Genomic DNA, 23814 nt, shown 5'->3' on the forward strand with positions numbered 1-23814 from the left:
GGAGTATAAAGTCGGTGCGGCCGTTTTATTGTCTCAATTTGCCAAAATTTCGGCTTGTGCGGCCGAAATTTTGTTGGGGATTTTTTAAGTGAGGGAGAAACTAAAAACGTGATGCGTGCTTACGAAGGCACACATCACGCTTTTCGGACGCTCAGTTTTTTATAAATGGGCTTATAATTATAATGAAATAAAGCCGAAGGTTAACAATTTTTTCCCTCCTATAGGTCTATTTCTTCTCTACATAAATAATAAGCCAGAGGATTGCCCCACCTATTAATGATGCCCACCATGGAAAGTTGAAGGATGGGCCGATTTCCGGGGTGAATTTTGTCAGAAGCAATACGGCTCCCATACCCGCTGCTCCCGTTACCCCAGCTTTTAGCATATTCTTTTTTGTGTTTCGATTTTCTTTGAATAAGGAATTGTTTATCAGCCTTAAAATGAACCATATCGTAAGACTGACGAAACACGCGATGCCCAAGGAGACAACACCGGCTGCAAACAAGTTGACCTCTGTTTTAACCTCGATAAATTGTGAAAGCACTAAAAGAATGACGCCCCGTATCATAAGAACCCAACCTGCTATATTGCCAATGATGCCCGCAATAAAAGGAATTACATCCCGCTTCTTTTCTTTTGGCAGCTGTTCAATAATTTCATCCGCAAAGGCTTTTGGATCATCCCCGAAAATATCTTTGGCTGTTTTTCCTTCTTCCTGGCCATCAAGCAAATGATCAAGCATTTCCATTAGTATTTCTTCGGACTGCTGCTCGGAAAGGGAGAATTGCAGACGAATATATATGAGTAAATCACTGTAATATGCCTCATTTTCCGGCGTCAATAATTCTCTTTTTTGATTGTTTTCTTCAATTAATTCTTCTGAATTCATGTTTTCACCTTCTTTTTAATAGCTCATTGACAGGGTTAGAGATCTGATTCCATTCCTCAATGATGGTTGCCAAAGTTTCATGGCCTTTATCTGTTAAAAAATAATATTTCCGGTTTGGTCCGGAATCGGAGGGCCTCATTTCTCCCCGGATCAATCCGTTTTTTTGGAGTCTTAATAAAACGGGATAAATGGTGCCTTCGCTGACATCTTGCAAGCCGATGTCCTGCAGTTTTTTTGACAGTTCATAGCCATAAACCGCTTCTTTTTCAATTACTGCCAATACACAGCCATCTAATATTCCTTTTAATAACTGACTTCGTACAGACATATGCACCTTCCATTCCACATCTATTATGTTATACAAGATAGCGGGGCGAAAACGAAGAGGAAAGCTCCTCTGGATTAGGTATTTGGTTATGCAAGATAGTCAGGTGAAAAGATAACTACTTGGTTATGCAAAGTAGTTATCTTAAATATATACACATGTTTTAATCTTGTCAAGTCTGTCAATCATAGTTCCACAAAATTTTTCCCTTGATATATAAAACCGGAGGAAAAAATGATCAAGTTCTGAAGTTTTTAGCTAAATACCTTTCCGCTCACAATACTCATCGACCAGTTCCTCAATCTGATCTAACTCCGGATATTCCCCGGAAAAGGAAAACTTCAATTCTTCGATGAACTCACCTTCACGGTAAACATGAATTGCCCCATTTTGCTCAATGACACTGTATTCCGGTTCAAATATAAATCCATTTCTTTCAATGGCACCCATTTTCAACAACTCCAAATGAAATATATTGGATTTATTATTTCTCACAACCAAGTTAATCATGCAATATTCGAATCATGGAAACCCTGACAGATTCCCTGTAAAATGAGATTGATCATTTGAAAAAGTGAGCTCAATAACCCAAGGTCCCATAATATGTTAAAATAATGAAACTTGGAGAAATTAAAGGAAAGATTACGGTCCAATAGCTTGGAGTGAATGTGATGTTTCATGATATTACAGTATCTGATTTACTCGCCAAAAAAGATCAAGAGCCGCATACAATAATCGATGTCCGCTCTCCCAAGGAATTCAAGGAAGCGACGATTCCAGGCAGCATCAATATTCCGATTTTAAATGATGAAGAGCGTGCGGAAGTCGGAACGATTTACAAACAGGCGGGAAAAGAAGCAGCGATGGAAAAAGGGCTGGCTATCTTTTCAAAAAAGCTCCCTGAGTTTATCGGCGAATTCAAAAAGGTTGAAACGCCTATGACTGTTTTTTGCTGGCGCGGAGGAATGCGCAGTAAAACCACGGCAACTGTTCTGGATTTAATGGGAATCCGTGTGAACCGTTTAAACGGTGGTATCCGCTCATACCGGCGCTGGATTGTCAATTACCTGGAAACAGGGAGGTTCCATCCGGAATTGCTTGTTTTGAATGGATACACTGGGACAGGCAAAACTATTATTTTACAGAAACTGAAGGAAAAAGGGTATCCTGTCATTGATCTTGAAGAAATGGCGGGACACCGCGGATCGATTTTCGGCCAGATAGGCCTGACGCCGAGCAACCAAAAGAAATTTGATGCTGCACTCGTGACAGAAATGCTGAAATATGAAAATGAACGGTTTGTTTTTATCGAAGGGGAGAGCAAACGGATCGGAAGAGTTTATTTGCCGGATATCATTTATGACAAAAAGGAAAAGGGCTTGCAGATCTTCATCGATTTGCCGCTGGAAGAGCGGGTGAAAAACATTATTGAAGAGTACGAGCCTTGGAATTATCCGGAACGGTTTCAAGAGGCATTCCGATTGATAAAAAAGAAAATCCATACCCCTGTCGCAAAAGAGATAGAATCGTATTTGGAGAACGGGAAATTCATACAGGCTGTCAAGCTTCTGCTGGAATATTATTATGATCCAAGATATGAATATTCCGCTTCGCATTTCCCAGAATCCCAGAAAATTACGATTCAGGCGGATTCTGTTGATGATGCATTAACAAAGGTATTGGAAACGATACAACGAGCAAATATCGGAATAAAGTAGAAAGAAGATCATCGGAATGTTGCGATGATCTTCTTGTTTTTTAGCTCAAATCATGCCCAGTCAGCATAATATAGCCTACCAAAAAGATATTTAATATGACGATAACAGTTGTACAGAGCCAGGCAGCAATTTCACCCCTGAACTGTTTGCAAGGTCACCCATTTCACAAGCAGTTCAAAGAAGGGAATTATGTGAATATGTTCACAATAAATGACATTTGTCATCCGAAAGTGATTACGTTTATGCCTACTCTAAATTGGTACTTGCTCTTATCATTAGATGTAACAACATTTGGGAGAGGGTTTCATGGATAAAGAGAGAACGAAACAACTGCGTAAAGGTGTATCGGCATTTGCCAAATCTGATCTGAAAAAGAGTACCATTCAAATTTTAAATACGATTCCGCCGTTTTTACTGTTATGGTTCCTGGCGTACCAGAGTTTATCCGTATCTATCTGGCTTTCAATTGGATTGGCAGTTGTGGCCGCAGGGTTTGTCGTCCGTATATTTATCATCTTTCACGACTGCACCCACGGATCTTTTTTCAAAAATAAGAAGGCGAATGATATGCTTGGGACAATTGCAGGAATCATGACCCTATTTCCTTATGAAAAGTGGAAGAGGGAGCACGCGATACATCATGCCACCAGTTCGAATCTCGATAAGCGCGGCGTTGGCGACATCTGGGTGATGACCATCGACGAATATAAAAAGGCTTCGAAGTGGCAGCGTCTTGGCTACAGGTTTTACCGAAATCCGTTTGTCATGTTCGGATTGGGACCGCTGTATCTTGTCCTGGTCTCGAATCGGATCAATCGGAAGGACGCAAGGAGAAAAGAGCGTTTGAATACGCATTTGACGAATTTGTTGATTGTTGGCATTTACACGTTGATGATGGTTGCGGTCGGCTGGCAGGATTTCCTTATCATTCAAGGAACCATCATGTTTATTGCGGCGGCGCTTGGAATTTGGCTCTTCTATATCCAGCACACCTTCGAAGACTCTTATTTTGAGGATGAATCGGAGTGGAATTATGTAAAAGCGGCCGTTGAAGGCAGCTCCTATTATAAGCTGCCCCTCGTACTGCAGTGGGTAACCGGAAACATCGGCTTCCATCACGTACATCATTTGGCGCCGCGTGTCCCGAACTATCATTTGGAGGAAGCGCATGAATCTAACCCACCGCTTCATCACGCTACGACCATCACAATCGGAACAAGCCTCGAATCTTTGAGATACAAATTGTATGATCCGGAAAATAAAACGTTTGTCACTTTCAAAGAGGCACAGCGAAGGATTCAGACAGAAAGAAAACGGCCGAAATTGAAGCCGAAACATGTAAGTTTTGAAACAAAATAGATGGTCCGGGCCATTCCATGTAGAGGGAATGGCTTTTCTTTCATTTATATCAGAGTAAGAAAGCATAAGATTTTTTAGCTTTAAAATTTTGAACAAAGCCTTTTGTTGTCTAGCTCCAGCGCCTATCGACTAGCAGACTTCGCACCTCCTCCTACGATAAGTCAACATCGGCTCGTTCCTCGCCGTGCTGTCCGGCTGCGAGTGCCATCGGCTCGAGGTCATAAGCCAATCGCTGCTGAAGGCAAACTACGCCTTCTTCAGCGCTAGTCTTATGCTTGTCGCCGATAAGCAGGCACTCTCGCACTTCCTTATCCTTTATCTCGTCGGAGGCACTCCAGTCAGTACGTCGATGGGCAAGGCGCTTGCGCTTTTCTAATGATATAATATGTCCAACAGACAGGGGGGGACATCTGGCGTGGATAGCTGGTTCAGTATTTTTCCAAGAAATAAATGGTTGAGTATTTATGTATGGATTATTTTTTGCCTATTGCCTTTCTTTTTCATTTTCAGGTCGTCGTCGCCTTTGGAAATCTTAATCGGGATAACATTGATGTTGCTATATTTTTTGTCGTATATGTTCTCATATAAGGCTAAAAATGGTCTTGTGTATATGTGGGTCAGTTTTGAAATTGTCATTAATATTGTCATGACCTTATTGTTCGGATATGTATATCTGGCTATTTTTACAGCATTTTTTATAGGGAACATCCGAAATCCTGCCGGATTCTATATCATTTACGGATTGCATATTGCGTTTACTGTAGGTGCGATCGTAGCGGGATTTTTTATAGAAATCGATTTGTTCCTTCCGCAAATCCATTTTATTCTCGTATCTGTTCTTGGAACGGTGCTTCTGCCCTTCAATTTGTATTACAGGAATAAGCAGATCAATTTGGAGGGGCAGCTCGAGCATGCGAATGAACGGATTTCAGAATTGGTCGTTCTGGAAGAGCGGGAGCGGATTTCAAGGGATTTGCACGATATCCTTGGGCAAAAACTATCATTGATCGGCTTGAAAAGCGATTTGGCGGGAAAGCTGATTTTCCGGGATCCCAAGACTGCCGAAAAAGAACTCCAAGATATCAGGCAGACCGCCAGCACAGCATTGCGTGAGGTTCGGGAGCTCGTTGCCGATATTCGGGCGGCGAAGCTGGAAAATGAGCTTGTCAGGGCGAAACAGATGCTCCAAGCGGCAGAAATGGAATTAATCATTGAGGGCAATCCTTCTTTTGGACAAATACCGGCAATTATTGAAAGTGTTTTGAGCATGTGCCTGAAGGAAGCGGTGACGAATATGGTCAAACACAGCCGGGGAACAGCGTGCCGGATCAAATTCGAACAATTGCCAAACGAATATGTCCTCTCTGTCGAAGATAACGGAATCGGAATTGTCAGGGGAGGAAAGTTGGAACCCGGCAGTGGGTTGAGGGGAATGAGGGAGAGGCTGGAATTTGTAAATGGCAGCCTTCACGTCGAAGGTGAAGAAGGAACAAAGCTGACAATCCGCGTACCTGTAGTTTTGACACATATCATGAAGGAGGTTGACTGATATGATTCGTATTGTCATCGCGGAAGATCAAGGGATGATGCTCGGCGCCCTTGGCTCTTTACTAAATATGGAAGAAGACATGGAAGTTGTCGGGCAAGCGAGGAACGGGGAAGAGGCGGTCAGGCTTGTTAAAGATCTTGAACCCGATATTTGCATCATGGATATTGAAATGCCGGTAAAAACGGGACTTGAAGCAGCGCAGGAATTAAAAGGCTTTTCCAGTAAAATTATCATCCTGACCACCTTTGCAAGGGCAGGCTATTTTGAACGCGCCCGAAAAGCCGGAGTCCGGGGCTATTTACTGAAGGACAGCCCGATTGAAGAACTCGTTTCAGCGGTCCGCCTAATTATGGACGGGCGTCGTATGTACGCCCCTGAGCTTGTGGATATCGCCTACGGGGACGATGATTATATGGAAAACCCGCTGACAGAACGTGAAAGTGAAGTTCTCCGCCTTGTTGCCGAGGGGAAAACGACAAAGGAGATTGCAAAGGAACTTTATTTGACACCGGGCACTATCCGAAACTATATATCTTCCATCCTCGAAAAACTGAACGTCGGCAACAGGATTGAAGCCATCTCCCGGTTCAAGGAAAAAGGATGGTTTAAATAGCCGGGCGCCCTTGTAAAATGCGGGAATAATTACTCGGAATGGAATCCTTTATCCAAAGGAAAGCATAAATTTTATGGATATTCGTGTACTTTAAAATGAGGGGTTTTCGCAAAGCCTTTATGTTATAATTCCAATAAAAGGAATTATAACATGGGGTGAAATAATGAGCGATTTGGATATGGAGCTCTATGGCTATCTTGTTGATCGGATAGAAAGTATTTCAAACGAGTGGCTTACTCAAAGAAGAAAAGAGCATGGTTCCATTTACTCTGTTGACGCAGACAAAGAAACGGAAGCCTATTTGAAGGAACAAAACCAATTAACGAATCTGACTGTCACGAGCAGTCTGTTGGAAGATAAAAGGGAATTTGAAAAGAATAAGGAAAAGTGGGTGCGGCTTGTAGCCAAAAGCAGGGTCAGCAGCAATACCCCGATCCCTGAAGTTTTGGAAGCATTAAGCAACGCACGGAAAGTTTATTGGCGTTTTGTGGAAAGGTTTCTGGAGATAAATTCAGAAAAGGTGACCCAGGAGAATCTTTTAAAGTGGGGAATGAAGATAAACAGGGCATTCGATGAATTGGCCATAGAATTTTCGCAAGCTTACAACTTATTAATGAACAATAAACTGTCAGCACAGTCCAGTTTGATCGACGAGCTAAGTGCGCCGGTTATCAAAATAAATGAAGTGTTCGGTGTACTTCCGCTGGTCGGCGACATTGACACATGGCGGGCGAAGAAGATTTATGAATGCGTTCCGGTAAAATGTACGGAAATCAATATATCCCACCTGTATATCGACTTATCCGGAGTGTCAATTATTGATACGATGGTTGCCCATCAAATCTATCAGTTGTCGCAAACCTTGGATCTACTTGGCGTAAAATCCACTATCACCGGTATCCGCCCCGAAATCGCCCAAACCGCCATTCAATTAGCTTTGGATTTTTCCAAAATCGATACATACAGTTCGCTGCAGCAGGCATTGAAGGACAAATTCCTGATTGTGGCAGAACAATCCGTGAAATAATCATGACCTCTTTCGCAAAGAAGCAGCCATCCGCTGGACCGGCTGCTTTCTTTGCTGTTCTTGGAAATTTAAACGACGTTTTCTTTATTAAGCAATTTTCCAATTTCCTCTTTTGTTATCGGAGGGCTGTAAAGATAGCCTTGCCCAAGATGGCAGCCGTTTTGCATAAGGAATTCTGCTTGTTCTTCCGTTTCGATACCCTCGGCAATCAAGCCGAAGTTCAGGTTGCTGCCCATTTCTATAATTGTTTTTACCAGAGATGCAGTATTTTCGTCTGTCATCATTTTACTTACGAAAGATTTGTCGATCTTGATAACGTCAATCGGCAGATTGCTCAGAACGCTCAAAGATGAATAGCCGGTACCGAAATCATCAATCGATACTTTAATGCCGATGTTTTTCAGTTTGCCGATAATGGCAAAGGATTGATTGATCTTCTGCATGACGCTTTCAGTTATTTCAAGCTCCAGGTATTTAGGAGGCAGCAAATTTTGACTTAATGATTCATTGACAAGTTCGATGAATTGATGATCCTCAAATTGCAATGCCGAGACATTTACGGCGATTTTGATCCGGATGCCCGCACTTTGCCATAATTTGATCTGCCTGCATGCCTCCTGTATGACCCATTTTCCAATTGGTATGATCATGCCTGTATTTTCAGCCACCGGAATAAACTCATAAGGTGAAATATTCCCCAATTCCGGATGCTTCCAGCGAAGCAATGCTTCCACCCCGACAATCCGCCTGCTTTTCAAATGTACCTGCGGTTGATAATATAGCTCAAATTCATTATTATGGAGGGCCTTTTTCAATCCCTGTTCTATTTTTATCTTTCTGTCATGCACCGTGTTATCTTCACGTACGAAAAATTGATAGTTGTTATATCCGTTTTTTTGAGCCAGATGCATCGCTTTATATGCATTTTTCATCAAGCTGCTTACATCTTTGCCGTCATCCGGGTACATACTGAGCCCAATGCTTGTTGTAGTAAAAAATTCTTTTTCTTGAATTATGAAGGGCTTCATAAAAAGGCTTAAGATTTGTTCGGCGGCTTTCTTAACTTTTGATTCATCCGTATTTTCCAGCAAAAGAATGAATTCGTCCCCGCCGTGCCTTGCAATAAGTATCTCCGAAGGGACATTTTCAACTAATCTTTCACCTACTTTGATGAGAAATCTGTCTCCATGCTGGTGACCCAGCGTATCATTGACCAGCCTGAACCTGTCCAAATCGATGAACATAACTGCAAGCTGATGATTGTTTTTCTCGCTGCGCAAAATGGCGTCCCTTAAATTACACTGAAATTTCATCCGGTTTGGAAGTCCGGTCAATTGGTCATAATAGGCCATGTAATTCATTTTCGCTTCATGATTTCTGCGTTCCTTCAGCGACAGGGTATGCATCAAGCCTACTATGATGAAGTTGAGTACGACAATCCCGATCAATACGGAATTTGATCCGATGGAGAACTCCCATGTTTTGGAATTCAAAAGGCCCGCATCATGATGAGTTTCATAGATTGTCATTGATTTCATTCCGATGAAATGGGTTATGCAAACCCCGAACGACAAAATGGCAGCAACAGGTATGTGATAAAGAGAGAAGCTTTCTTTAATTGTCTTTGAGAACAAAAAGACTGCAATAAAAGATAACCCCGCTGCAGAAACAATCGACATTGCCACTAGCAAATAATTATATTCAATGTGAAAATTTGTAAGGGTCGCCTTTACTCCAATATGGTGCATGACGATAATGCCCGCCCCTAACAGGACGGCAGCAGGTACCAGGGTTGAAACAGTGATCTCTTCTTTGAACGTGAAGACATAGAAGGAGGCATAGGATATGAAGATCGCTGCAATAAGCGAAAACATTGTCATCGGCCCATTGTATATGACCTCAGCACCAGTCTCAAGAGAAAGTATGGAAGTGAAATGCATGGACCAAATGCCAATGCCCATCATAGAGGCGCTTGCCGCGAGCCAGAGATTTTTGCTCTTTTTAGTCTCTGCTTTATGGACCCTCCTGAGCAGATCAAGCGTCGTGACACACGCAAAGATTGAGATTAAAATGGAAATGAGTACAATTGAACTGTTATAAATAAATGTAATTTTTTCCATTTGCGGGACCCTCGTTCCAACTTAGTTTAGGTAAAAGAACTGTTCATCCTTTTTATCGGCTTTTATCGAATTTTGTAAAGGGGAATGTTTAGATTTTTAAAGAAAAGCGCAAGCGCCTTGCTCATCGACGTACAGACTGGAGTGCCTCCGACGAGATAAAGGATAAGGAAAGGCGGAGAGTGCCTGCTTATCGGCGACAAGCATAAGACAAGCGCTGAAGAAGGCGTAGTTTGCCTTCAGCAGCGATTGGCTTATGACCTCGAGCCGATGGCACTCGCAGCCAGACAACACGGCGAGGAACGAGCCGATGTTGACTTATCGTAGGAAAGCTACTACTTGAGATGGCCTCGTGTGATGCTTCCTCGAGTTGGCGTCGTGCAGCTTTGCGACGAGCTGAGCCTATACTTCCCGAATAAGATGCGCCGCAGGAGCACCAGAGGTGCGAAGTCTGCTAGTCGATAGGCGCTGGCCGCCTTAAAGCGCCACGTCCTGTGGCGCCGGCGGCACTAGGACCTCCTGTCCGTCGAAGCTAGACAACAAATGGCTTTGTTCAAAATTTTAAAGCTAAAACATCCTATGCTTTCTTACTCTGTAAAAAGTCGCATGACACGGGATATTCAACATTTTGGTGAAAGTTATCCGTTCTTTTATGCGAAACAGAAATTTCATATTATAATGGATGCAGATGGTAGTACCATCGTTGAAATAACGGCCTGAATGGCTCGAATATCGGCGGGCTGTTGCGCCCTGCCTTTTTAAGGGGACTAATGAATATGATACTGAGTAAGACCGAAACTCACGGAGGACAAGTAAAAGGCGGGCAGATCACGGCATTTTTTGCCGATATGATGGCGCTTTTCAAGGGAATTGTGCTGATTGCCAATGTACTGCCCGTTTTTGCAGGGTTCTGGCTTGCATTGGTTTTTACCAATACCCCATTTGCGATGAACCTGAATTTGTTTTTCCTGACAATCTTCGGGAGCACGCTCGTGATGGCCGGTGCGCTTGTCCTGAACAACTGGTACGAAGTTGATTTGGATACTGTCATGGACAGGACTCAAATCCGTCCAACCGTAACTGGCAGGATTTCACTGAAAACAACTGTAGTGCTTGGGATAGTATTGAGCATAATTGGATTTGTCTTTTTGGCTTTCACAACATGGGAAGCCGTCCTTTATGCATTTATCGGGTGGTTCACGTATGTGATCATGTACACGATGTGGACAAAACGCAAGTATACATTTAACACGGTAGTGGGCAGCATTTCCGGCGCGGTTACACCGCTGATCGGCTGGGCGGCAGTCGGTTCTGCCAACCACATTGTTCCGATTGTGCTTTTCATGATTTTGTTCATTTGGCAGATGCCGCATACTTTTGCAATCGCAATGAAAAGACATGATGAATACAAAGCGGCGGGAGTTGCGATGCTTCCTGTCATCCGCGGATTTGAAATGACAAAGCGCCAAATATTTGTTTATGTTGCATGCCTATTGCCGTTCCCTTTCTTTTTGGGGCCGCTTGGTACAACATTCATCGCTGTTGCAACCGTGATGAACCTCGCATGGCTCGGGCTGGCGATTTGGGGATTCTTTGTAAAAGATGATTATAAATGGGCGCGGATCAATTTTGTGGTGTCAGTCAATTATATTGCGATTTTATTCATCATGATGGTCTTGGTGACTTTGTAGAGTGGAGGGGTTGATGTTGAACTCCTCTTTTTTCACTGTTAAAAAAGTATAAATTTGGACAAAACGTTTATTTGGAATGATGATGTGATATGTCCAGCTCCAGGCGCCATCGGCGCAAGGATCAAGCCGCAAGGAAGCTTATTCAGGAAGAATGTGCTCCTGCGCCATAGCCTTTTCGAGGAAGCCTTGTTCAGCTCGTCGCAAAGCTGCACGCAGCCTCTCAGTGATGCTTTACACGGTGTGATTTAAATTAGCTGCTTTGCTGTGGTGGCTGAAAAGCTCCCTCATCAAAATTCGTCTTGTGCTTGTCGCCTAAGGCTGCGCGCCTTGTGCTTTTCTGAGTGCTTTTTTTTCGGTTATAATGGAGTTAACAGTAATTGAAAGGATTTTTTCGGAATGTCTCATGAATTTTTTGGCCGAATGCAGGCGGAAACAGGTGTTATTTTAAATGAGGTTCAAAAAAAGGCGGTACTTCAGACGGAAGGACCGCTGCTTCTGCTGGCTTCGCCCGGTTCGGGAAAAACAACCACAATCATTATGCGGATTGGCTACCTTATTCAAGAGAAGAAAGTTCCTCCAACCCGGATAAAAGCCGTCACCTTCAGCCGGGCTTCTGCCAGTGATATGAAAGAGCGCTTTAAGCAATTTTTTCCCGGACTTCCTTCTGTGGATTTTTCTACGATACACAGCCTGGCCTATGAAACGGTTCGGGAGCAACTGTACAAGGAACGGGTGGATTACCAGATTATTGAGGGAAATACTGAGAATGGCTTGCATAAGAAGTTGGTTTTACGGAATCTGTTTGAATCTGTTGCCGGTGAAACCATGACGGACGATCAACTGGAAGAGCTTATGACGTATATCAGTTTTATTAAAAATAAAATGATTGCCCGGGAAGATTGGCCGTCGGTCAAATGCACTGTTCCTAAAGCGGTGAAAATTTTACAGAGGTACGAAAAATTCAAGCAGACGGGGCATCAGAAGCTGCTGCTTGATTTTGACGACATGCTGACAATGGCAAATGATATTTTTGAGAATGAGAAGGAGCTTCTGAAGAAATATCAGAGCAGATACGATTACATATTGACGGATGAAAGCCAGGATACGTCGTTGGTACAGCATAAAATAATTGAAAAGCTGGGAAGGGAACATCGCAATCTTTGTGTGGTGGCGGATGATGACCAGTCGATTTACAGCTGGCGGGGTGCGGAGCCTTCTTATCTGTTGAATTTCAAGAAGACTTATCCGAATGCGGATGTTTTATTCATGGAGCAGAATTACCGCTCCTCCAAGGAAATTGTGGAGACGGCGAACATTTTTATTAAACAGAATAAAAACCGGTATGCCAAAAACATGTTCACAAAAAATTCTTCGTCAAAGCCTATTATATTTAAAAAATTTTCAGATTACAAGCGCCAGGCGAAATATTTGGTGAAAGAAATCAGGGAAGTGGGAAATCTGTCTGATATTGCAGTTTTGTATCGGAACAATTCATCTTCAATATCATTGATAAACGAATTTGACAGGGCAGGCATCCCTTTTTTCATGAAAGATGCGGACAACCGTTTTTTCTCCCATTGGGTCGTCAGTGATATATTGAACTTTATGCGAATGACGTTTACGGATAAGCGGCCGGATATTTTGGAGAAAATCCATACGAAGCTTAATGGATATATTACAAAGAAACAGATGATGGCCTTAAAGCGGATCCAAAATAATGAGTCGGTTTTTGATAATCTGATAAACTTTGTCCAATTAAAAGATTATCAGGTGGGAAAATTGATTGAAAATAAGGAGACCTTCCAACAGATGAAAGGAATGCCGCCGCTGCATGCGATCCACGTTATCAGGGGGCGGCTGGGATATGAAAAAGCGCTGGAAAAGATGTGTGAGCGCCTGGGATTCCGGAAAGAATACCTGCTCGGCATTTTAAATACGCTGGAAGAAATTGCGCAGGACCTCAAAACAATGGAAGAGTTTGCGGCCCGTCTAAAGCATTTGGAGGCGAAATTAAAAACATCCCAATTCAAGAAGGATGAAAATGCGGTCACCTTTTCCACCTTCCACAGCGCAAAGGGCCTTGAGTTTGAAAAAGTCTACATGATCGACCTGATCGACGGTGTCATACCTTCAGCTGAAGACAAAAAAGGGGACATGGAAGAGGCCGTCCGCTTGTTTTACGTCGGAATGACCCGGGCAAAAAAGCATTTGGAGTTGATTTCATATCAAAAGAAAGATGGTTCGAAAGAAGTGGAATCCCAGTTTGTCAGTGACGTTAGGAATATCGTCCATCCGTCAAAGAAAATTGAGTCCAAAGGCACGGAGCGGTACGGTGCTTTGAAAAAGGAGAATACTAAGGCTGGTATTGCCATCAATCCAAATGCCATTCGTGTCCGGTCTGCACTGCGCTCTGGCATGACAGTGAAGCACAGAGTATTTGGGACGGGCACGATTACGAGTGTAGACCAGGAAACCATCAACGTTCAGTTTACCAAGCAGGTGAAGGCGCTCTCTGTAGAAATGTGTTTGGAACGCGGGCTGCTGGAGCTAGTGTGAATATTGGGCATTGGCGGCCAATTGACCGTGCGGATGTCTTATCCCGGGATTCTTTAGCAGGAACGTCGGCCACTAATTAGCGGTATAGATGCCCGATCTTGGGCTGTACCGCTCAAACCGGCCACCGCCCGATCCGTTTAGTAATGCTGCAAGAAAAAATGCATTAACCCTTTAAGATTAATGCATATGACAGTTGAAGCCCAAAAAGATTATTATATATGTAAAAGTTGTTTCACTCTTGAGTATCAGAGGGAACCGGATGCCTCAACAAGCAGTTTGGCTAGCACATCATACGGAGGTAAATCCCCTTCACGAATTTTGAGCCATTTCCGCTCGGCGGGACCATCAAAACCTTTCGGAAATTCAAGGTCGCCCGCATTCATAATCATAAAAGCTATGGCGTCCTTTGAGGGTGAGATGACTGCGGCATAATGACCGTTCTTCAGGAAATGCGGCTTTTTGTATTGAATGCGTTCTTCCACTTTCGGTATTGCTTTATGGACCAGTTGGCGAAGTTGATTGCAGACTTCAATCTTCCACGGCTGGCCAAGGTTTTCGATAAATGTAGTGACTTCGTGGTTCATTGTTTCCACCTTTCTTATAACATGTATTTTTATATTTTTTCAAGATGCTTGGCAAACCGCTCCATCGAATCAATTGCGCCTTGCTCCATTCCCGTATCCAAAGCCCCTTGGAGCGCTTCGGCTGACTTGAATTCCGTTCTGCTCGTCAGTTTTGTCTTCTCTTCTTCAATTTCTTCAAACGTATCGTACGTCACTGACTCATGCTCATTAAAGGGTTCGACGTCAAAAATTTGGGTATAGACAAGCCTATTAGGAGTGTCAACCTCAAGATAATTCCCAATAAACGGATATTCGGTGCCATCTTCTCCCTTTTGGACATACCGGTAGAGCCACCTTGATGTAAATCAACATCGCAAACATAAAGCGGCACGCCCCCGTAGCCCCACCAGAGAGAAACATGTTCAGGCTTCGTCCAAGCATCCCAGACTAATTGCTGCGGCATATTGTACACACGCTCAACAATAAGGGACAGGTTCTCTACACGAGAGATAGTTTCGGTTTCATTTTTGCTCATGATTATCCTCCTTTGGAAAATTATTCCCCACCATCGTACGGTATGTTTTTCCTCACATTTGAGGTTCCTAGTTGGCAGGCAATAGTAATTATTTGGTTAAAATGGCTGTTATCCTGCGTTTATAGACAACGACCATCCCTATAGGTATGAGGGCTTCCTTGCCGTAAATGACTTAAAATAATCTTCTGTCAGTAAAATGGTAAATATATTGTTGCCGAATACGAGGTAAGCCGCTTTTTCCTGTCTGTGAACTGCAAGTTGAACTTGAAGCCGAGTTCCGTAAAAAAGCCATCGATCTTTTCACGTCCTTCGCATGCAGGTTTAAAAAATGTGGGGTGATGTCTATACCATTGCGATCACCTCAAATATCATTTTTGTTCAAGGTTTGATCCTGCTGTCTGCAGCTTAAAGGTATATGAAACTAAATAATCCGTATTGTAGAAATCGGAAGCGATGAGTGATCAAAGCCTGTTCAAACCAGAAAATTGGTGATACATTAGTTTCAAATCCATTGTTCAGGACTCATTAATCGGAAATGCCAGTAAAAAATATGCATGTACAAAATTGGGGGTGGGATTCACATGAGCAACCTTACCATCAGTCGCTTATCGCCTCGCCTTGATCTGAAACCATTCATCAAAGACATTTGGATATTCGAAAGCAATGGGATGCTTTCCGAAGATGAGATGCGGATCATCGCGCCAAATGGCTCCGTGAAGTTGATGATGCACTATGAAGGGCATCTTGCGGGCAGGATCGACGGGCATTCGTTTCCGGTTCCAGAACACCGGTTGATCGTTGCAGGTGTATCAGACTGCCCTGTGATCGCCGATTTCGATCAAGGGAAGCCGTTCGGCTGCATCTGTTTCGAACTTAATCCCGCCGCCGCTTATCGTCTGCTCACTGTACCGCAACATGAATTGCGAAATGTAATCTTGCCGTTTGGAGATATTATCGATACGTCGGCAATCCGAATCCTGGAAGAGCAGATGTATGTGGCGTCTGATCCGGTGCATAAGTCAGTCTTGTTTCAAGACTACTTTAGTGTGGCACTTACCCGGACCCAAAGAGATACGACTTTTGAACAAGGAGTGTTCGCAATTATAAACGCAAGCGGCAGGATTTCGATGGCGTCGCTTTCACAACAGACGGGACGAAGCGATCGGTGGCTTCGTGCCAAGTTCGCGGAGCGGCTGGGGATTGGTCCGAAAACATTTGCCTCGATCGTTCGTTTCCAATCGTGCTTCCAGGCGTTGCTTCAAGATAAGCACAGCTTCTTGCAAGGCGGAGCTTTCATCGATCACTACTACGATCAGGCGCACTTCATAAAGGAATTTAAACGTTTCATGGGGTACCCGCCAACTAAATATACGTCGCTGCATAACGAGGTCGGAGAGATTATCTATTTTTAGCAATTCGAGTCAAAGCCCATACACGTGCTGCCAGCAAAGCGACCAATCATAAACATCCTGATCGATAGCTTTTTTAAAAAAATTCGTAATATATTTTATATAATGAAAGGAATGTTTAAGATGAAAAACAAATCGAGCAGAATCGACTCTGCATCGAGAATCATAAAAACGGTGCCGCAAGCAGTCTATCAGGCATTTATGGACCCGAAGGCGCTCGTTACCTGGCTTCCTCCGAAAGGAATGGAGGGCAGAATCGATGCGTTCGACGCAAGGGAGGGTGGCTTCTATCGCATGACCCTAACCTATATCGGTTTGGATCATCCTGTGGGTAAACCTTCTAACAACTCGGATGTTGTTCAGGGGGAATTCCTCAAGCTTATTCCGGGAAAGAGAATCGTGCAACGAATTGTGTTTGAATCCGAGGAACCTGCGTTCGCTGGAAGCATGATCATGACTTGGAATTTTGACGAAGTCCCGGAAGGTACCGAAGTCACAATCGTCTGCGAAAACGTGCCTGAAGGCATCCGGCAGGACGACCATGAAGCCGGTATGAGTTCCACGCTGGCCAATCTCGCCGCTTTTCTGGAGTTACAAAAGACTGTACGTTGAAAATTCTATCCCCGAAAATATACGATTGGAGACAGTATGAGCAGCGTGCCTTTGGAGGGCATGTAATGGATTGTATCTGGCATTCATCCTGGGATTGAAACCGGGATGAATGCCAGTCTTAACAGGGAGGCTATAAATGAACAAACATAGATTGGAACTAACTATATAAACTGAACTAAACATTGTTACCATGGCGGGCCGATCTGATTAAATGATTATGCAATAGGTATGTAATGGGCGGTATGATGTTGCTGCTCAAAGCCCGGAAAACAATGTGCCTTTCTTTACCTGTTACACTTTCTCCCGCAATGGCATAGCCTTGAGAAATCTTGGCTTCGTTTCTGAAATCAAGATGGCGAGCAGGATCAATGCCGCTCCGACAGCCATTTTCAGTGTGATCACTTCTCCTAACACTGCAATCGACAAAACCATCCCCCAAAAAGACTCTGTTGAAAGAATAATTGCCGCCTTCGTTTCCGAAATGAATTTTTGCGCGACCGTCTGTAATAAAAACGCGGCCGCTGTCCCGAAAATTCCGAGATAAACCAAGGAGAATACCGCCCCGTCCACAATTGGCACAGCCGCTTCTCCCCTGAATAACAGGATTATGAATCCCATAACAGCAGCAGCAAGAAGTTGAACTACCGTTAAATGAATCGGATTCTCGGTCTTTACAAATTTGGCCGTATAAATGATATGGAACGCAAAAACAATCGCACATAAGAAAGAAAGGATATCTCCGATATTGAGCTCCGCTGAAAATTTGAGCGAGAGAAATCCGATGCCGAGCATTGCCAGGACTGCTCCCGCCACTTCAAATTTGTCCATCCGCTTTTTATAAATGGCCCAGCCGATCAACGGCACGATGACTACATTGACCGCTGTCAAAAATGCATTTTTGGAAGGCGTCGTGAACTGCAGACCAACTGTTTGCAAGGCAAAAGCCAAGTATAAAATACTGCCAAGAATAGCCCCTTTAATAACGGTTCCTTTTTGTACATGCTTCATTTTTTTATAAAAAACCAGCCCCAATATGACGCCGCCGATTAAAAATCTGACCGCCATATTCTGGTAAGCCGAATAATAATCCAATGAAATCGATGTGACAACGAAGCCGCTTCCCCAAATGAAGGCTGTAATGATAAGACCTAATTCCCCGATATATTTACGCATAAACTTCCTCCAAAAACCAAATTTTCGAACAATAAAATACAGCTTCCGCCCAATGGGATGGAAGCCGTCTTTAGAAAATTAAGACCTATCTCATATCGTATTACAAATACAAAAGAAAAAAAAGACCCTTCTAAAGTTTTTTTATTTCATTCTTTTAAGGCGAGGTACATCTTTACACCGGATTTTTTGCTGATATTTACCAGCCAACATGCATATACTACGAAATGGTGATGAACATGGCCTGTCGTTCAAAGAAAGAACTGAAAATGTTTGTGGAAGAAGCCAAGAAATGTGCTGCATTCGGAAAAGTGGCGGATTATATCCCCGCTTTAGGAAAGGCAAATCCAAATGATTTATCAATTGCCATCCATTATCCTGACGGGGAATGTGTTTCCGCAGGTGATATCGATAGAAAAATTACACTCCAAAGCATTTCAAAAGTGATCAGCCTTGCGCTCGTGTTAATGGAAAGAGAGACCGATGAAGTGTTTGGGAAAGTGGGAATGGAGCCGACCGGTGATCCTTTCAATTCCATCGCCAAATTGGAAACGATGGCACCTGCCAAACCGCTCAACCCGATGATTAATGCGGGAGCCCTTGTTGTGACACATTTGATCCAGGGAAGCAATGTTGAAGACCGATTCCAGCGGTTACTTTCCTTTGTCAAGGAACTTGCCAACAATCCTGATATTTGCATAGATGAAGAAGTGGCAAAATCCGAATTTGATACGTCGCAACTGAACCGGGCACTTTGTTATTTTTTAAAGCAGCATAGAGTTATCGATGAAGACGTCGAAGAGCTCATGGATCTGTATACAAAACAGTGTGCGATAGAAATGAACTGCCTCGAATTGGCCAGAGTCGGAATGATCTTCGCTATGAACGGCCGGGACCCGGACAGCGGCAAACAACTCATACCCGAACATATTGCGCGCATCTGTAAAACATTCATGGTCACATGCGGCATGTACAACGCATCCGGTGAATTCGCCATCAAAATCGGCATCCCGGCAAAAAGCGGTGTTTCCGGCGGAATTATGGGAGCAGTCCCGCAAAAATTCGGCATTGGCATATTTGGTCCGGCTCTGGATGAAAAAGGAAACAGCATCGCCGGAATTAAACTATTGGAATTGTTGTCTGAGACGTATCAATTGAGTATGTTTTAGAGAACAGTGGGAGCGGCTTCAGCGCTCCAAAAAAACTTGTAGAAAACAATCGAAAGAAAAACTAAATTTCCTCTTGATTTGTTCTTTATAATGAACTTAAAATAAAGGTAACATAACTTTTGTTTATTATTTTTTTACCGATGACGTTCTTAATTAGGAACAAAATAATTTAAAGGTGGTCCATATGAATCAATTTGATAATAGTGTGGCAAAGGAATTCGATCTGAGAAGCTTGTCTAAATTAATAAAAAAGCGGCTTTGGCTTGTTATTCTTATCACAGTAGTTTTTACCGGGGTGGGTTGGACTTATACAGAATTGAATAATATGTCGCCGAAGTATGAGGCATCAACGAATGTCATCATTGATGCAGAAGCCGAGTATAGAAATACACTGCAGGTCGTCATTAAAGATATTACCGTTTTGGAAACGGTGATTAGGGAGCTCGGTCTCGACAAATCCACCGAGACCCTTGCAAAACAGGTTCGGGTTGAAAGCCTCGAAGATACGCAGGTAGTGAAGATAAGTGTGGTGGACACAAATCCTGAAAGTGCAGCTGATATTGCCAATACAACAGCAAAAGTGTTTATTAAAAAAGTGCCAAGCGTGCTGGATATCAATGGCGTAAGTGTTCTTTCAGAAGCAAAGGTTAATTCTAAGCCAATGCAAAATAACGGAATAAAAATTCTATTAGCTGCATTTTTGCTAGGGGCAGTAACGGGTTTGGGCCTTATATTCATCATGGACTATTTTGACAGCACCATTAAGAGCGAACGTGAAATCGAACAATTATTGGGAACCCAAGTATTGGGCAGCGTATCCAAAAAGCAAAAAGGAAAAATAATTAGTTGGAAAAAGCCAAAAAGGGAATTAAATTTCAGGAGTGAGACCATTGGTATCAGGTAAACAAAGAGCGTTATTTCACGCGAAACGTAAAAATGAAGAGGCTGTCATTTCTGAGCAATACCGTATGATAGGAACCAATATCCACTTCATCGTCGGTGATGAAAAAAGCAACGCTATTCTGGTCACATCTCCCGGAAAAAGGGAAGGCAAGTCCGCCACCGCTGCCAATATTGCTGTAACCATGGCCCAACAAGGAAATGAAGTCCTTCTTATTGATGCAAATTTCCGCAATCCTGCTATGCATAAGATCTTTAATACTCCAAATATCTTTGGGTTTACAGATGTCCTTGACGGAAACGTCACTTTTGAAGATGCGGTGAGCTTTCCAAAGGTGAACGGTTTGCATATCCTGACAAGCGGTACAGTTCCCTTAAACTTAACCGGCCAAAGGGCGGGAGAACTCCTGGATTCTGTAAAAGCTTCCTATAATATGGTCATTATTGATTCGCCGTCTCTTCTGGAAGCAAATGATTCAAAAATATTGGCTAACATCTGTGACGGCGTTGTACTGGTAGTCAAGCAGAATACCACAAGCATTGAAAGCGCGTTGGAATCAAAGAAAATTCTTAATTATGCCCAGGCAACGCTGTTGGGTGTAGTTTTAAACGAAAAAAATTAAAAACAAATTTTTTTGAAACTATTGTTCGTTATTAGGAACATAACATTCTTTAATAATAACGCGGAAATGTCTCCTTTCCCCTATCAATGGAGGCACTCGATCATGCTGTGGGCTTTACGCCTTAGACGCCAGTCGTCAGTGGTGTGATGTGAGGGCGGGTTAGATGCCCCTTTTATAAAGTTTTTAATTATGGGTTTTAAATTTTTAAAACTTTTAATTAAGATCTTTATATTTTTAAACATGAAGATGAGGGGGAGACCTATGACTTATCGAAAAAGGATATCTTTTTTTATATTTGTAGATTCCTGCTTGGTCCTTGCGGCCGTTTTACTGGGGAGTTTATTGGTAAATGGGAGTGTTAAATTCACTTTTCTTAACATCGCCAGTTCCATTGCGATTTTGGCCGGTCATCATTTCTTTTCATTTATTTTCAGGTCGTATAAAAAAGCTTGGGAATATGCGAGTATTGGGGAATCGATCGTCATTTTTAAAGTTGTGTCGCTATCTATAATAGCCGCCAGTCTCATTCAGCAAATAATGTTTAATGCTGTTTTTTTCAGGCTTAATATGGTCATTTGGCTGATTCAATTGCTGCTTATCGGGGGATCAAGATTTTTTTGGCGTGTATATAGAGACAATAGTGCAGGTAAACCGCCAAATATGAAGAGACGAACGGTTATTATCGGCGCCGGGTCGGCGGGAAACATGGTAGCGAGGCAGTTATTAAAGGAAAATGAAGCAGACTTGATGCCTGTCGCTTTTATTGATGATGATCCCAAAAAGCATAACCTGGATATATTGGGATTGCCTGTATTTGGCGGCATAAATCAAATCCAAAAGGTTGTTTCGGAAATGAGTGTCGAAAACATTATTATCGCCATCCCCTCGCTATCAAAAAAAAGATTAAATAGAATTTTTCAGGAATGCGCTGCAACAAAAGCTAAAACACAAATTTTGCCAATGCTGGAAGACCTGGTGACGGGAAAAGTTTCCGTTAAGCAATTCCGCGATGTTCAGGTGGAGGACCTTTTAGGCAGGGAACCGATCGATTTGGACATTGGGAGCATTTCGGAAAATGTCGAGGATAAAACAATAATGGTGACGGGGGCCGGAGGCTCAATCGGTTCTGAGATTTGCCGGCAGATATGCCAATTCAACCCTGGAAAGCTGATCTTGCTTGGGCATGGTGAAAACAGCATCCATTCGATCGAATTGGAGCTGAAAGAAAAGTTCAGCCATAAACACATTGAAATTTTAACCGAAATAGCTGATTTGAAAGATGTCAAAAAAATTTTAACCGTAATGGGTACATATCGTCCTGATGTTGTTTATCATGCCGCCGCTCATAAACACGTCCCGCTGATGGAGCGCAATCCGGAAGAAGCCGTGAAGAATAATGTGATTGGGACAAAAAATGTGGCGGAAGCGGCCAGTTGGAACAGGGTGGGGACGTTCGTCATGATTTCAACAGACAAAGCCGTCAATCCGACAAGTGTCATGGGGGCAACAAAGCGACTTGCCGAAATGGTTGTTCAGCATATGGATAAAAAGAGCGATACCAAATTTGTGGCAGTCAGATTTGGAAATGTTCTTGGCAGCCGGGGAAGTGTGATTCCCATTTTCAAACAGCAGATTGCAAAAGGAGGCCCGGTCACTGTTACCCATCCGGAAATGGTCCGGTATTTCATGACGATACCTGAAGCTTCAAGGCTTGTAATCCAAGCCGGCGCATTGGCAAAAGGCGGAGAGATTTTTGTCCTGGATATGGGTGAACCTGTAAAGATAGTAGATTTGGCTAAAAAAATGATTCAGCTGTCCGGTTATTCAGTTGATGACATCGGTATTGAATTTACCGGAATCAGGCCGGGTGAAAAGCTTTTTGAAGAATTATTACATGATGATGAAGTGAAGGATCAGCAAGTATACCCCAATATTTATATAGGAGAAACATCAGATTTGTATTCTGAGGAAATTGAAGAAATCATCAGCTTTTACAATACTTGGGACAGAGAAAGATTGCGAGAGATACTTATTAATCTTGCAAACAATAAAGTGAATTTGATACCGGGGCAACTGGTTTCGGCTTCCGGGTAAGGGGAGTGAGTAATATGAAGGTAAAAAAAGCGATCATACCGGCAGCAGGGTTGGGAACAAGGTTTTTGCCGGCAACCAAGGCGATGCCTAAAGAAATGCTCCCGATCGTGGATAAACCGACGATCCAATATATTGTTGAAGAGGCAATAAATTCCGGAATCGAGGATATTATCATAGTAACAGGGAAAGGGAAGCGGGCGATTGAAGATCACTTTGACCATTCTTTTGAGCTTGAACAGAATCTGATTGAAAAAGGAAAATTTGATTTGTTAGATCAGGTACAAAAGTCATCGACAATGGTAGATATTCATTATATTCGCCAGAAAGAGCCGAAGGGATTAGGACATGCTGTGTGGTGTGCACGGAAGTTCATAGGGAATGAACCATTTGCGGTTTTGTTAGGCGACGACATAGTAAGAGCAGGGAAGCCTTGTCTAAAACAAATGATAGAGCAGTTTGAACGGTATAATGCATCAATACTAGGTGTCCAGAAAGTGCAGGAGGATGAAGTTTCAAGGTATGGAATTGTTGATGGAAAGGCTATTCATGACCAATTATATAGTGTCAACAACTTGATTGAAAAACCCAAAAAAGAGGAGGCTCCTTCCAATCTGGCAATCATGGGGCGGTATATTCTCAGTCCGAAAGTCTTTGAGATATTAGCTGAACAAACACCGGGTGCTGGGGGGGAAATCCAACTGACGGATGCTATTGCTGGGCTCAATCAATTCGAGGCTGTCTACGCTTATGATTTTGAAGGCGTCCGGTATGATGTGGGAGAAAAAATGGGGTTCATTCAAACAACAATAGAGTTAGCCCTGCAAAGAGATGAATTAAGGAATGAGTTATTAGACTACCTGTCATCAATTGTTGACAGGCAGGTTATTGGGTAAAA

General features: G+C 42.9%; 21 protein-coding genes and 1 pseudogene. 14 read left to right on the forward strand and 8 right to left on the reverse strand.

Annotation, left to right across the window (positions count from 1 at the left end; genetic code table 11):
- Positions 1 to 226: 226 nt before the first annotated feature.
- From D4N35_RS12385 to D4N35_RS12395, 3 genes are all read right to left on the reverse strand, one after another.
- Positions 227 to 889, reverse strand: coding sequence for a DUF1129 family protein (locus D4N35_RS12385; protein WP_120074068.1), 663 nt, complete (start codon positions 887 to 889; stop codon positions 227 to 229).
- A gap of 4 nt (positions 890 to 893) precedes the next feature.
- The gene (locus D4N35_RS12390) at positions 894 to 1217 is read right to left on the reverse strand and encodes a PadR family transcriptional regulator (protein WP_120074071.1); all 324 of its coding nucleotides are present in this window, start codon (positions 1215 to 1217) and stop codon (positions 894 to 896) included.
- Positions 1218 to 1472: 255 nt separating this feature from the next.
- Positions 1473 to 1664: a YbxH family protein gene (locus tag D4N35_RS12395; protein ID WP_120074073.1), complete on the reverse strand. Its 192-nt coding sequence runs from the start codon at positions 1662 to 1664 to the stop codon at positions 1473 to 1475.
- Positions 1665 to 1885: 221 nt separating this feature from the next.
- On the opposite strand from D4N35_RS12395, the gene mnmH reads away from it, so the two are divergent.
- Together mnmH and desA are read left to right on the forward strand one after the other, a co-directional pair.
- Entirely contained in the window at positions 1886 to 2932 is a 1047-nt protein-coding gene (gene mnmH / locus D4N35_RS12400; protein WP_120074075.1) for a tRNA 2-selenouridine(34) synthase MnmH, read from the forward strand.
- 306 nt (positions 2933 to 3238) lie between these two features.
- Positions 3239 to 4291 (forward strand): Delta(5) desaturase DesA, encoded by a 1053-nt coding sequence (gene desA, locus D4N35_RS12405; RefSeq protein WP_120074078.1) that lies wholly within the window; start codon positions 3239 to 3241, stop codon positions 4289 to 4291.
- Between the two features lie 151 nt (positions 4292 to 4442).
- Here desA and D4N35_RS18130 read toward each other — a convergent pair whose 3' ends face one another.
- Entirely contained in the window at positions 4443 to 4595 is a 153-nt protein-coding gene (locus D4N35_RS18130; protein WP_164876254.1) for a hypothetical protein, read from the reverse strand.
- Positions 4596 to 4706: 111 nt separating this feature from the next.
- Here D4N35_RS18130 and D4N35_RS12410 point away from each other — a divergent pair, with 111 nt between their 5' ends.
- The 3 genes from D4N35_RS12410 (at position 4707) to D4N35_RS12420 (ending at position 7480) form a co-directional block, all read left to right on the forward strand.
- Positions 4707 to 5840 carry a sensor histidine kinase gene (locus D4N35_RS12410; protein WP_120074080.1) on the forward strand — a complete coding sequence of 378 codons (1134 nt, stop codon included), beginning with the start codon at positions 4707 to 4709 and terminating at the stop codon, positions 5838 to 5840.
- 1 nt (position 5841) lies between these two features.
- Entirely contained in the window at positions 5842 to 6453 is a 612-nt protein-coding gene (locus D4N35_RS12415) for a response regulator transcription factor (RefSeq protein WP_120074082.1), read from the forward strand.
- Positions 6454 to 6616: 163 nt separating this feature from the next.
- Complete coding sequence (locus tag D4N35_RS12420) at positions 6617 to 7480, forward strand: STAS domain-containing protein (RefSeq protein ID WP_120074084.1); 864 nt, start codon at positions 6617 to 6619, stop codon at positions 7478 to 7480.
- Between the two features lie 68 nt (positions 7481 to 7548).
- Here D4N35_RS12420 and D4N35_RS12425 read toward each other — a convergent pair whose 3' ends face one another.
- A complete protein-coding gene (locus tag D4N35_RS12425) occupies positions 7549 to 9600 on the reverse strand; it encodes an EAL domain-containing protein (protein ID WP_120074086.1) in 2052 nt (683 codons plus the stop codon).
- A 773-nt stretch (positions 9601 to 10373) separates the two neighbouring features.
- Here D4N35_RS12425 and cyoE point away from each other — a divergent pair.
- Together cyoE and D4N35_RS12435 are read left to right on the forward strand one after the other, a co-directional pair.
- The gene (cyoE, locus tag D4N35_RS12430; protein WP_120074088.1) at positions 10374 to 11288 is read left to right on the forward strand and encodes a heme o synthase; all 915 of its coding nucleotides are present in this window, start codon (positions 10374 to 10376) and stop codon (positions 11286 to 11288) included.
- Between the two features lie 396 nt (positions 11289 to 11684).
- Positions 11685 to 13844 (forward strand): ATP-dependent helicase, encoded by a 2160-nt coding sequence (locus D4N35_RS12435; protein ID WP_120074090.1) that lies wholly within the window; start codon positions 11685 to 11687, stop codon positions 13842 to 13844.
- Between the two features lie 245 nt (positions 13845 to 14089).
- On the opposite strand, the gene D4N35_RS12440 is transcribed toward D4N35_RS12435, so the two are convergent.
- Positions 14090 to 14428, reverse strand: a complete 339-nt coding sequence (locus D4N35_RS12440) for a DUF1801 domain-containing protein (RefSeq protein ID WP_120074092.1) — start codon at positions 14426 to 14428, stop codon at positions 14090 to 14092.
- 29 nt (positions 14429 to 14457) lie between these two features.
- Positions 14458 to 14942: pseudogene (locus D4N35_RS12450) on the reverse strand (SRPBCC domain-containing protein).
- 581 nt (positions 14943 to 15523) lie between these two features.
- Here D4N35_RS12450 and D4N35_RS12455 point away from each other — a divergent pair.
- Positions 15524 to 16354, forward strand: coding sequence for a helix-turn-helix domain-containing protein (locus D4N35_RS12455; RefSeq protein WP_164876360.1), 831 nt, complete (start codon positions 15524 to 15526; stop codon positions 16352 to 16354).
- A 120-nt stretch (positions 16355 to 16474) separates the two neighbouring features.
- The gene (locus D4N35_RS12460) at positions 16475 to 16963 is read left to right on the forward strand and encodes an SRPBCC family protein (RefSeq protein ID WP_120074100.1); all 489 of its coding nucleotides are present in this window, start codon (positions 16475 to 16477) and stop codon (positions 16961 to 16963) included.
- Positions 16964 to 17254: 291 nt separating this feature from the next.
- Here the strand turns inward: D4N35_RS12460 and D4N35_RS12465 are convergent, their stop codons facing one another.
- Positions 17255 to 18136, reverse strand: a complete 882-nt coding sequence (locus tag D4N35_RS12465) for a DMT family transporter (RefSeq protein ID WP_120074103.1) — start codon at positions 18134 to 18136, stop codon at positions 17255 to 17257.
- A gap of 236 nt (positions 18137 to 18372) precedes the next feature.
- On the opposite strand from D4N35_RS12465, the gene glsA reads away from it, so the two are divergent.
- The 5 genes from glsA to galU all read left to right on the forward strand — a co-directional run bounded on the left by glsA (position 18373) and on the right by galU (position 23812).
- Positions 18373 to 19302, forward strand: a complete 930-nt coding sequence (gene glsA / locus D4N35_RS12470; RefSeq protein WP_120074105.1) for a glutaminase A — start codon at positions 18373 to 18375, stop codon at positions 19300 to 19302.
- Positions 19303 to 19486: 184 nt separating this feature from the next.
- Complete coding sequence (locus D4N35_RS12475; protein ID WP_120074107.1) at positions 19487 to 20206, forward strand: YveK family protein; 720 nt, start codon at positions 19487 to 19489, stop codon at positions 20204 to 20206.
- The gene (locus D4N35_RS12480; RefSeq protein ID WP_235870383.1) at positions 20184 to 20825 is read left to right on the forward strand and encodes a CpsD/CapB family tyrosine-protein kinase; all 642 of its coding nucleotides are present in this window, start codon (positions 20184 to 20186) and stop codon (positions 20823 to 20825) included. Before D4N35_RS12475 ends, D4N35_RS12480 begins: the two co-directional genes overlap by 23 nt.
- Positions 20826 to 21086: 261 nt before the next feature.
- Positions 21087 to 22919, forward strand: a complete 1833-nt coding sequence (locus tag D4N35_RS12485) for a nucleoside-diphosphate sugar epimerase/dehydratase (RefSeq protein WP_120074112.1) — start codon at positions 21087 to 21089, stop codon at positions 22917 to 22919.
- A 14-nt stretch (positions 22920 to 22933) separates the two neighbouring features.
- Entirely contained in the window at positions 22934 to 23812 is an 879-nt protein-coding gene (gene galU, locus D4N35_RS12490; RefSeq protein WP_120074114.1) for a UTP--glucose-1-phosphate uridylyltransferase GalU, read from the forward strand.
- Positions 23813 to 23814 lie beyond the last annotated feature (2 nt).

It is taken from the genome of Siminovitchia fortis (genome assembly GCF_003605365.2).
In the GTDB taxonomy this organism is placed as follows: domain Bacteria; phylum Bacillota; class Bacilli; order Bacillales; family Bacillaceae_C; genus Siminovitchia; species Siminovitchia fortis.

Bases quoted from the DNA above. Each gene is read 5' to 3' on its own strand.
- D4N35_RS12385 (WP_120074068.1), bottom strand. From the start codon at position 889: ATGAATTCAGAAGAATTAATTGAAGAAAACAATCAAAAAAGAGAATTA.
- D4N35_RS12390 (WP_120074071.1), bottom strand. From the start codon at position 1,217: ATGTCTGTACGAAGTCAGTTATTAAAAGGAATATTAGATGGCTGTGTA.
- D4N35_RS12395 (WP_120074073.1), bottom strand. From the start codon at position 1,664: ATGGGTGCCATTGAAAGAAATGGATTTATATTTGAACCGGAATACAGT.
- mnmH (WP_120074075.1), top strand. From the start codon at position 1,886: ATGTTTCATGATATTACAGTATCTGATTTACTCGCCAAAAAAGATCAA.
- desA (WP_120074078.1), top strand. From the start codon at position 3,239: ATGGATAAAGAGAGAACGAAACAACTGCGTAAAGGTGTATCGGCATTT.
- D4N35_RS12415 (WP_120074082.1), top strand. From the start codon at position 5,842: ATGATTCGTATTGTCATCGCGGAAGATCAAGGGATGATGCTCGGCGCC.
- D4N35_RS12420 (WP_120074084.1), top strand. From the start codon at position 6,617: ATGAGCGATTTGGATATGGAGCTCTATGGCTATCTTGTTGATCGGATA.
- D4N35_RS12425 (WP_120074086.1), bottom strand. From the start codon at position 9,600: ATGGAAAAAATTACATTTATTTATAACAGTTCAATTGTACTCATTTCC.
- cyoE (WP_120074088.1), top strand. From the start codon at position 10,374: ATGATACTGAGTAAGACCGAAACTCACGGAGGACAAGTAAAAGGCGGG.
- D4N35_RS12435 (WP_120074090.1), top strand. From the start codon at position 11,685: ATGTCTCATGAATTTTTTGGCCGAATGCAGGCGGAAACAGGTGTTATT.
- D4N35_RS12440 (WP_120074092.1), bottom strand. From the start codon at position 14,428: ATGAACCACGAAGTCACTACATTTATCGAAAACCTTGGCCAGCCGTGG.
- D4N35_RS12455 (WP_164876360.1), top strand. From the start codon at position 15,524: ATGAGCAACCTTACCATCAGTCGCTTATCGCCTCGCCTTGATCTGAAA.
- D4N35_RS12460 (WP_120074100.1), top strand. From the start codon at position 16,475: ATGAAAAACAAATCGAGCAGAATCGACTCTGCATCGAGAATCATAAAA.
- D4N35_RS12465 (WP_120074103.1), bottom strand. From the start codon at position 18,136: ATGCGTAAATATATCGGGGAATTAGGTCTTATCATTACAGCCTTCATT.
- glsA (WP_120074105.1), top strand. From the start codon at position 18,373: ATGGCCTGTCGTTCAAAGAAAGAACTGAAAATGTTTGTGGAAGAAGCC.
- D4N35_RS12475 (WP_120074107.1), top strand. From the start codon at position 19,487: ATGAATCAATTTGATAATAGTGTGGCAAAGGAATTCGATCTGAGAAGC.
- D4N35_RS12485 (WP_120074112.1), top strand. From the start codon at position 21,087: ATGACTTATCGAAAAAGGATATCTTTTTTTATATTTGTAGATTCCTGC.
- galU (WP_120074114.1), top strand. From the start codon at position 22,934: ATGAAGGTAAAAAAAGCGATCATACCGGCAGCAGGGTTGGGAACAAGG.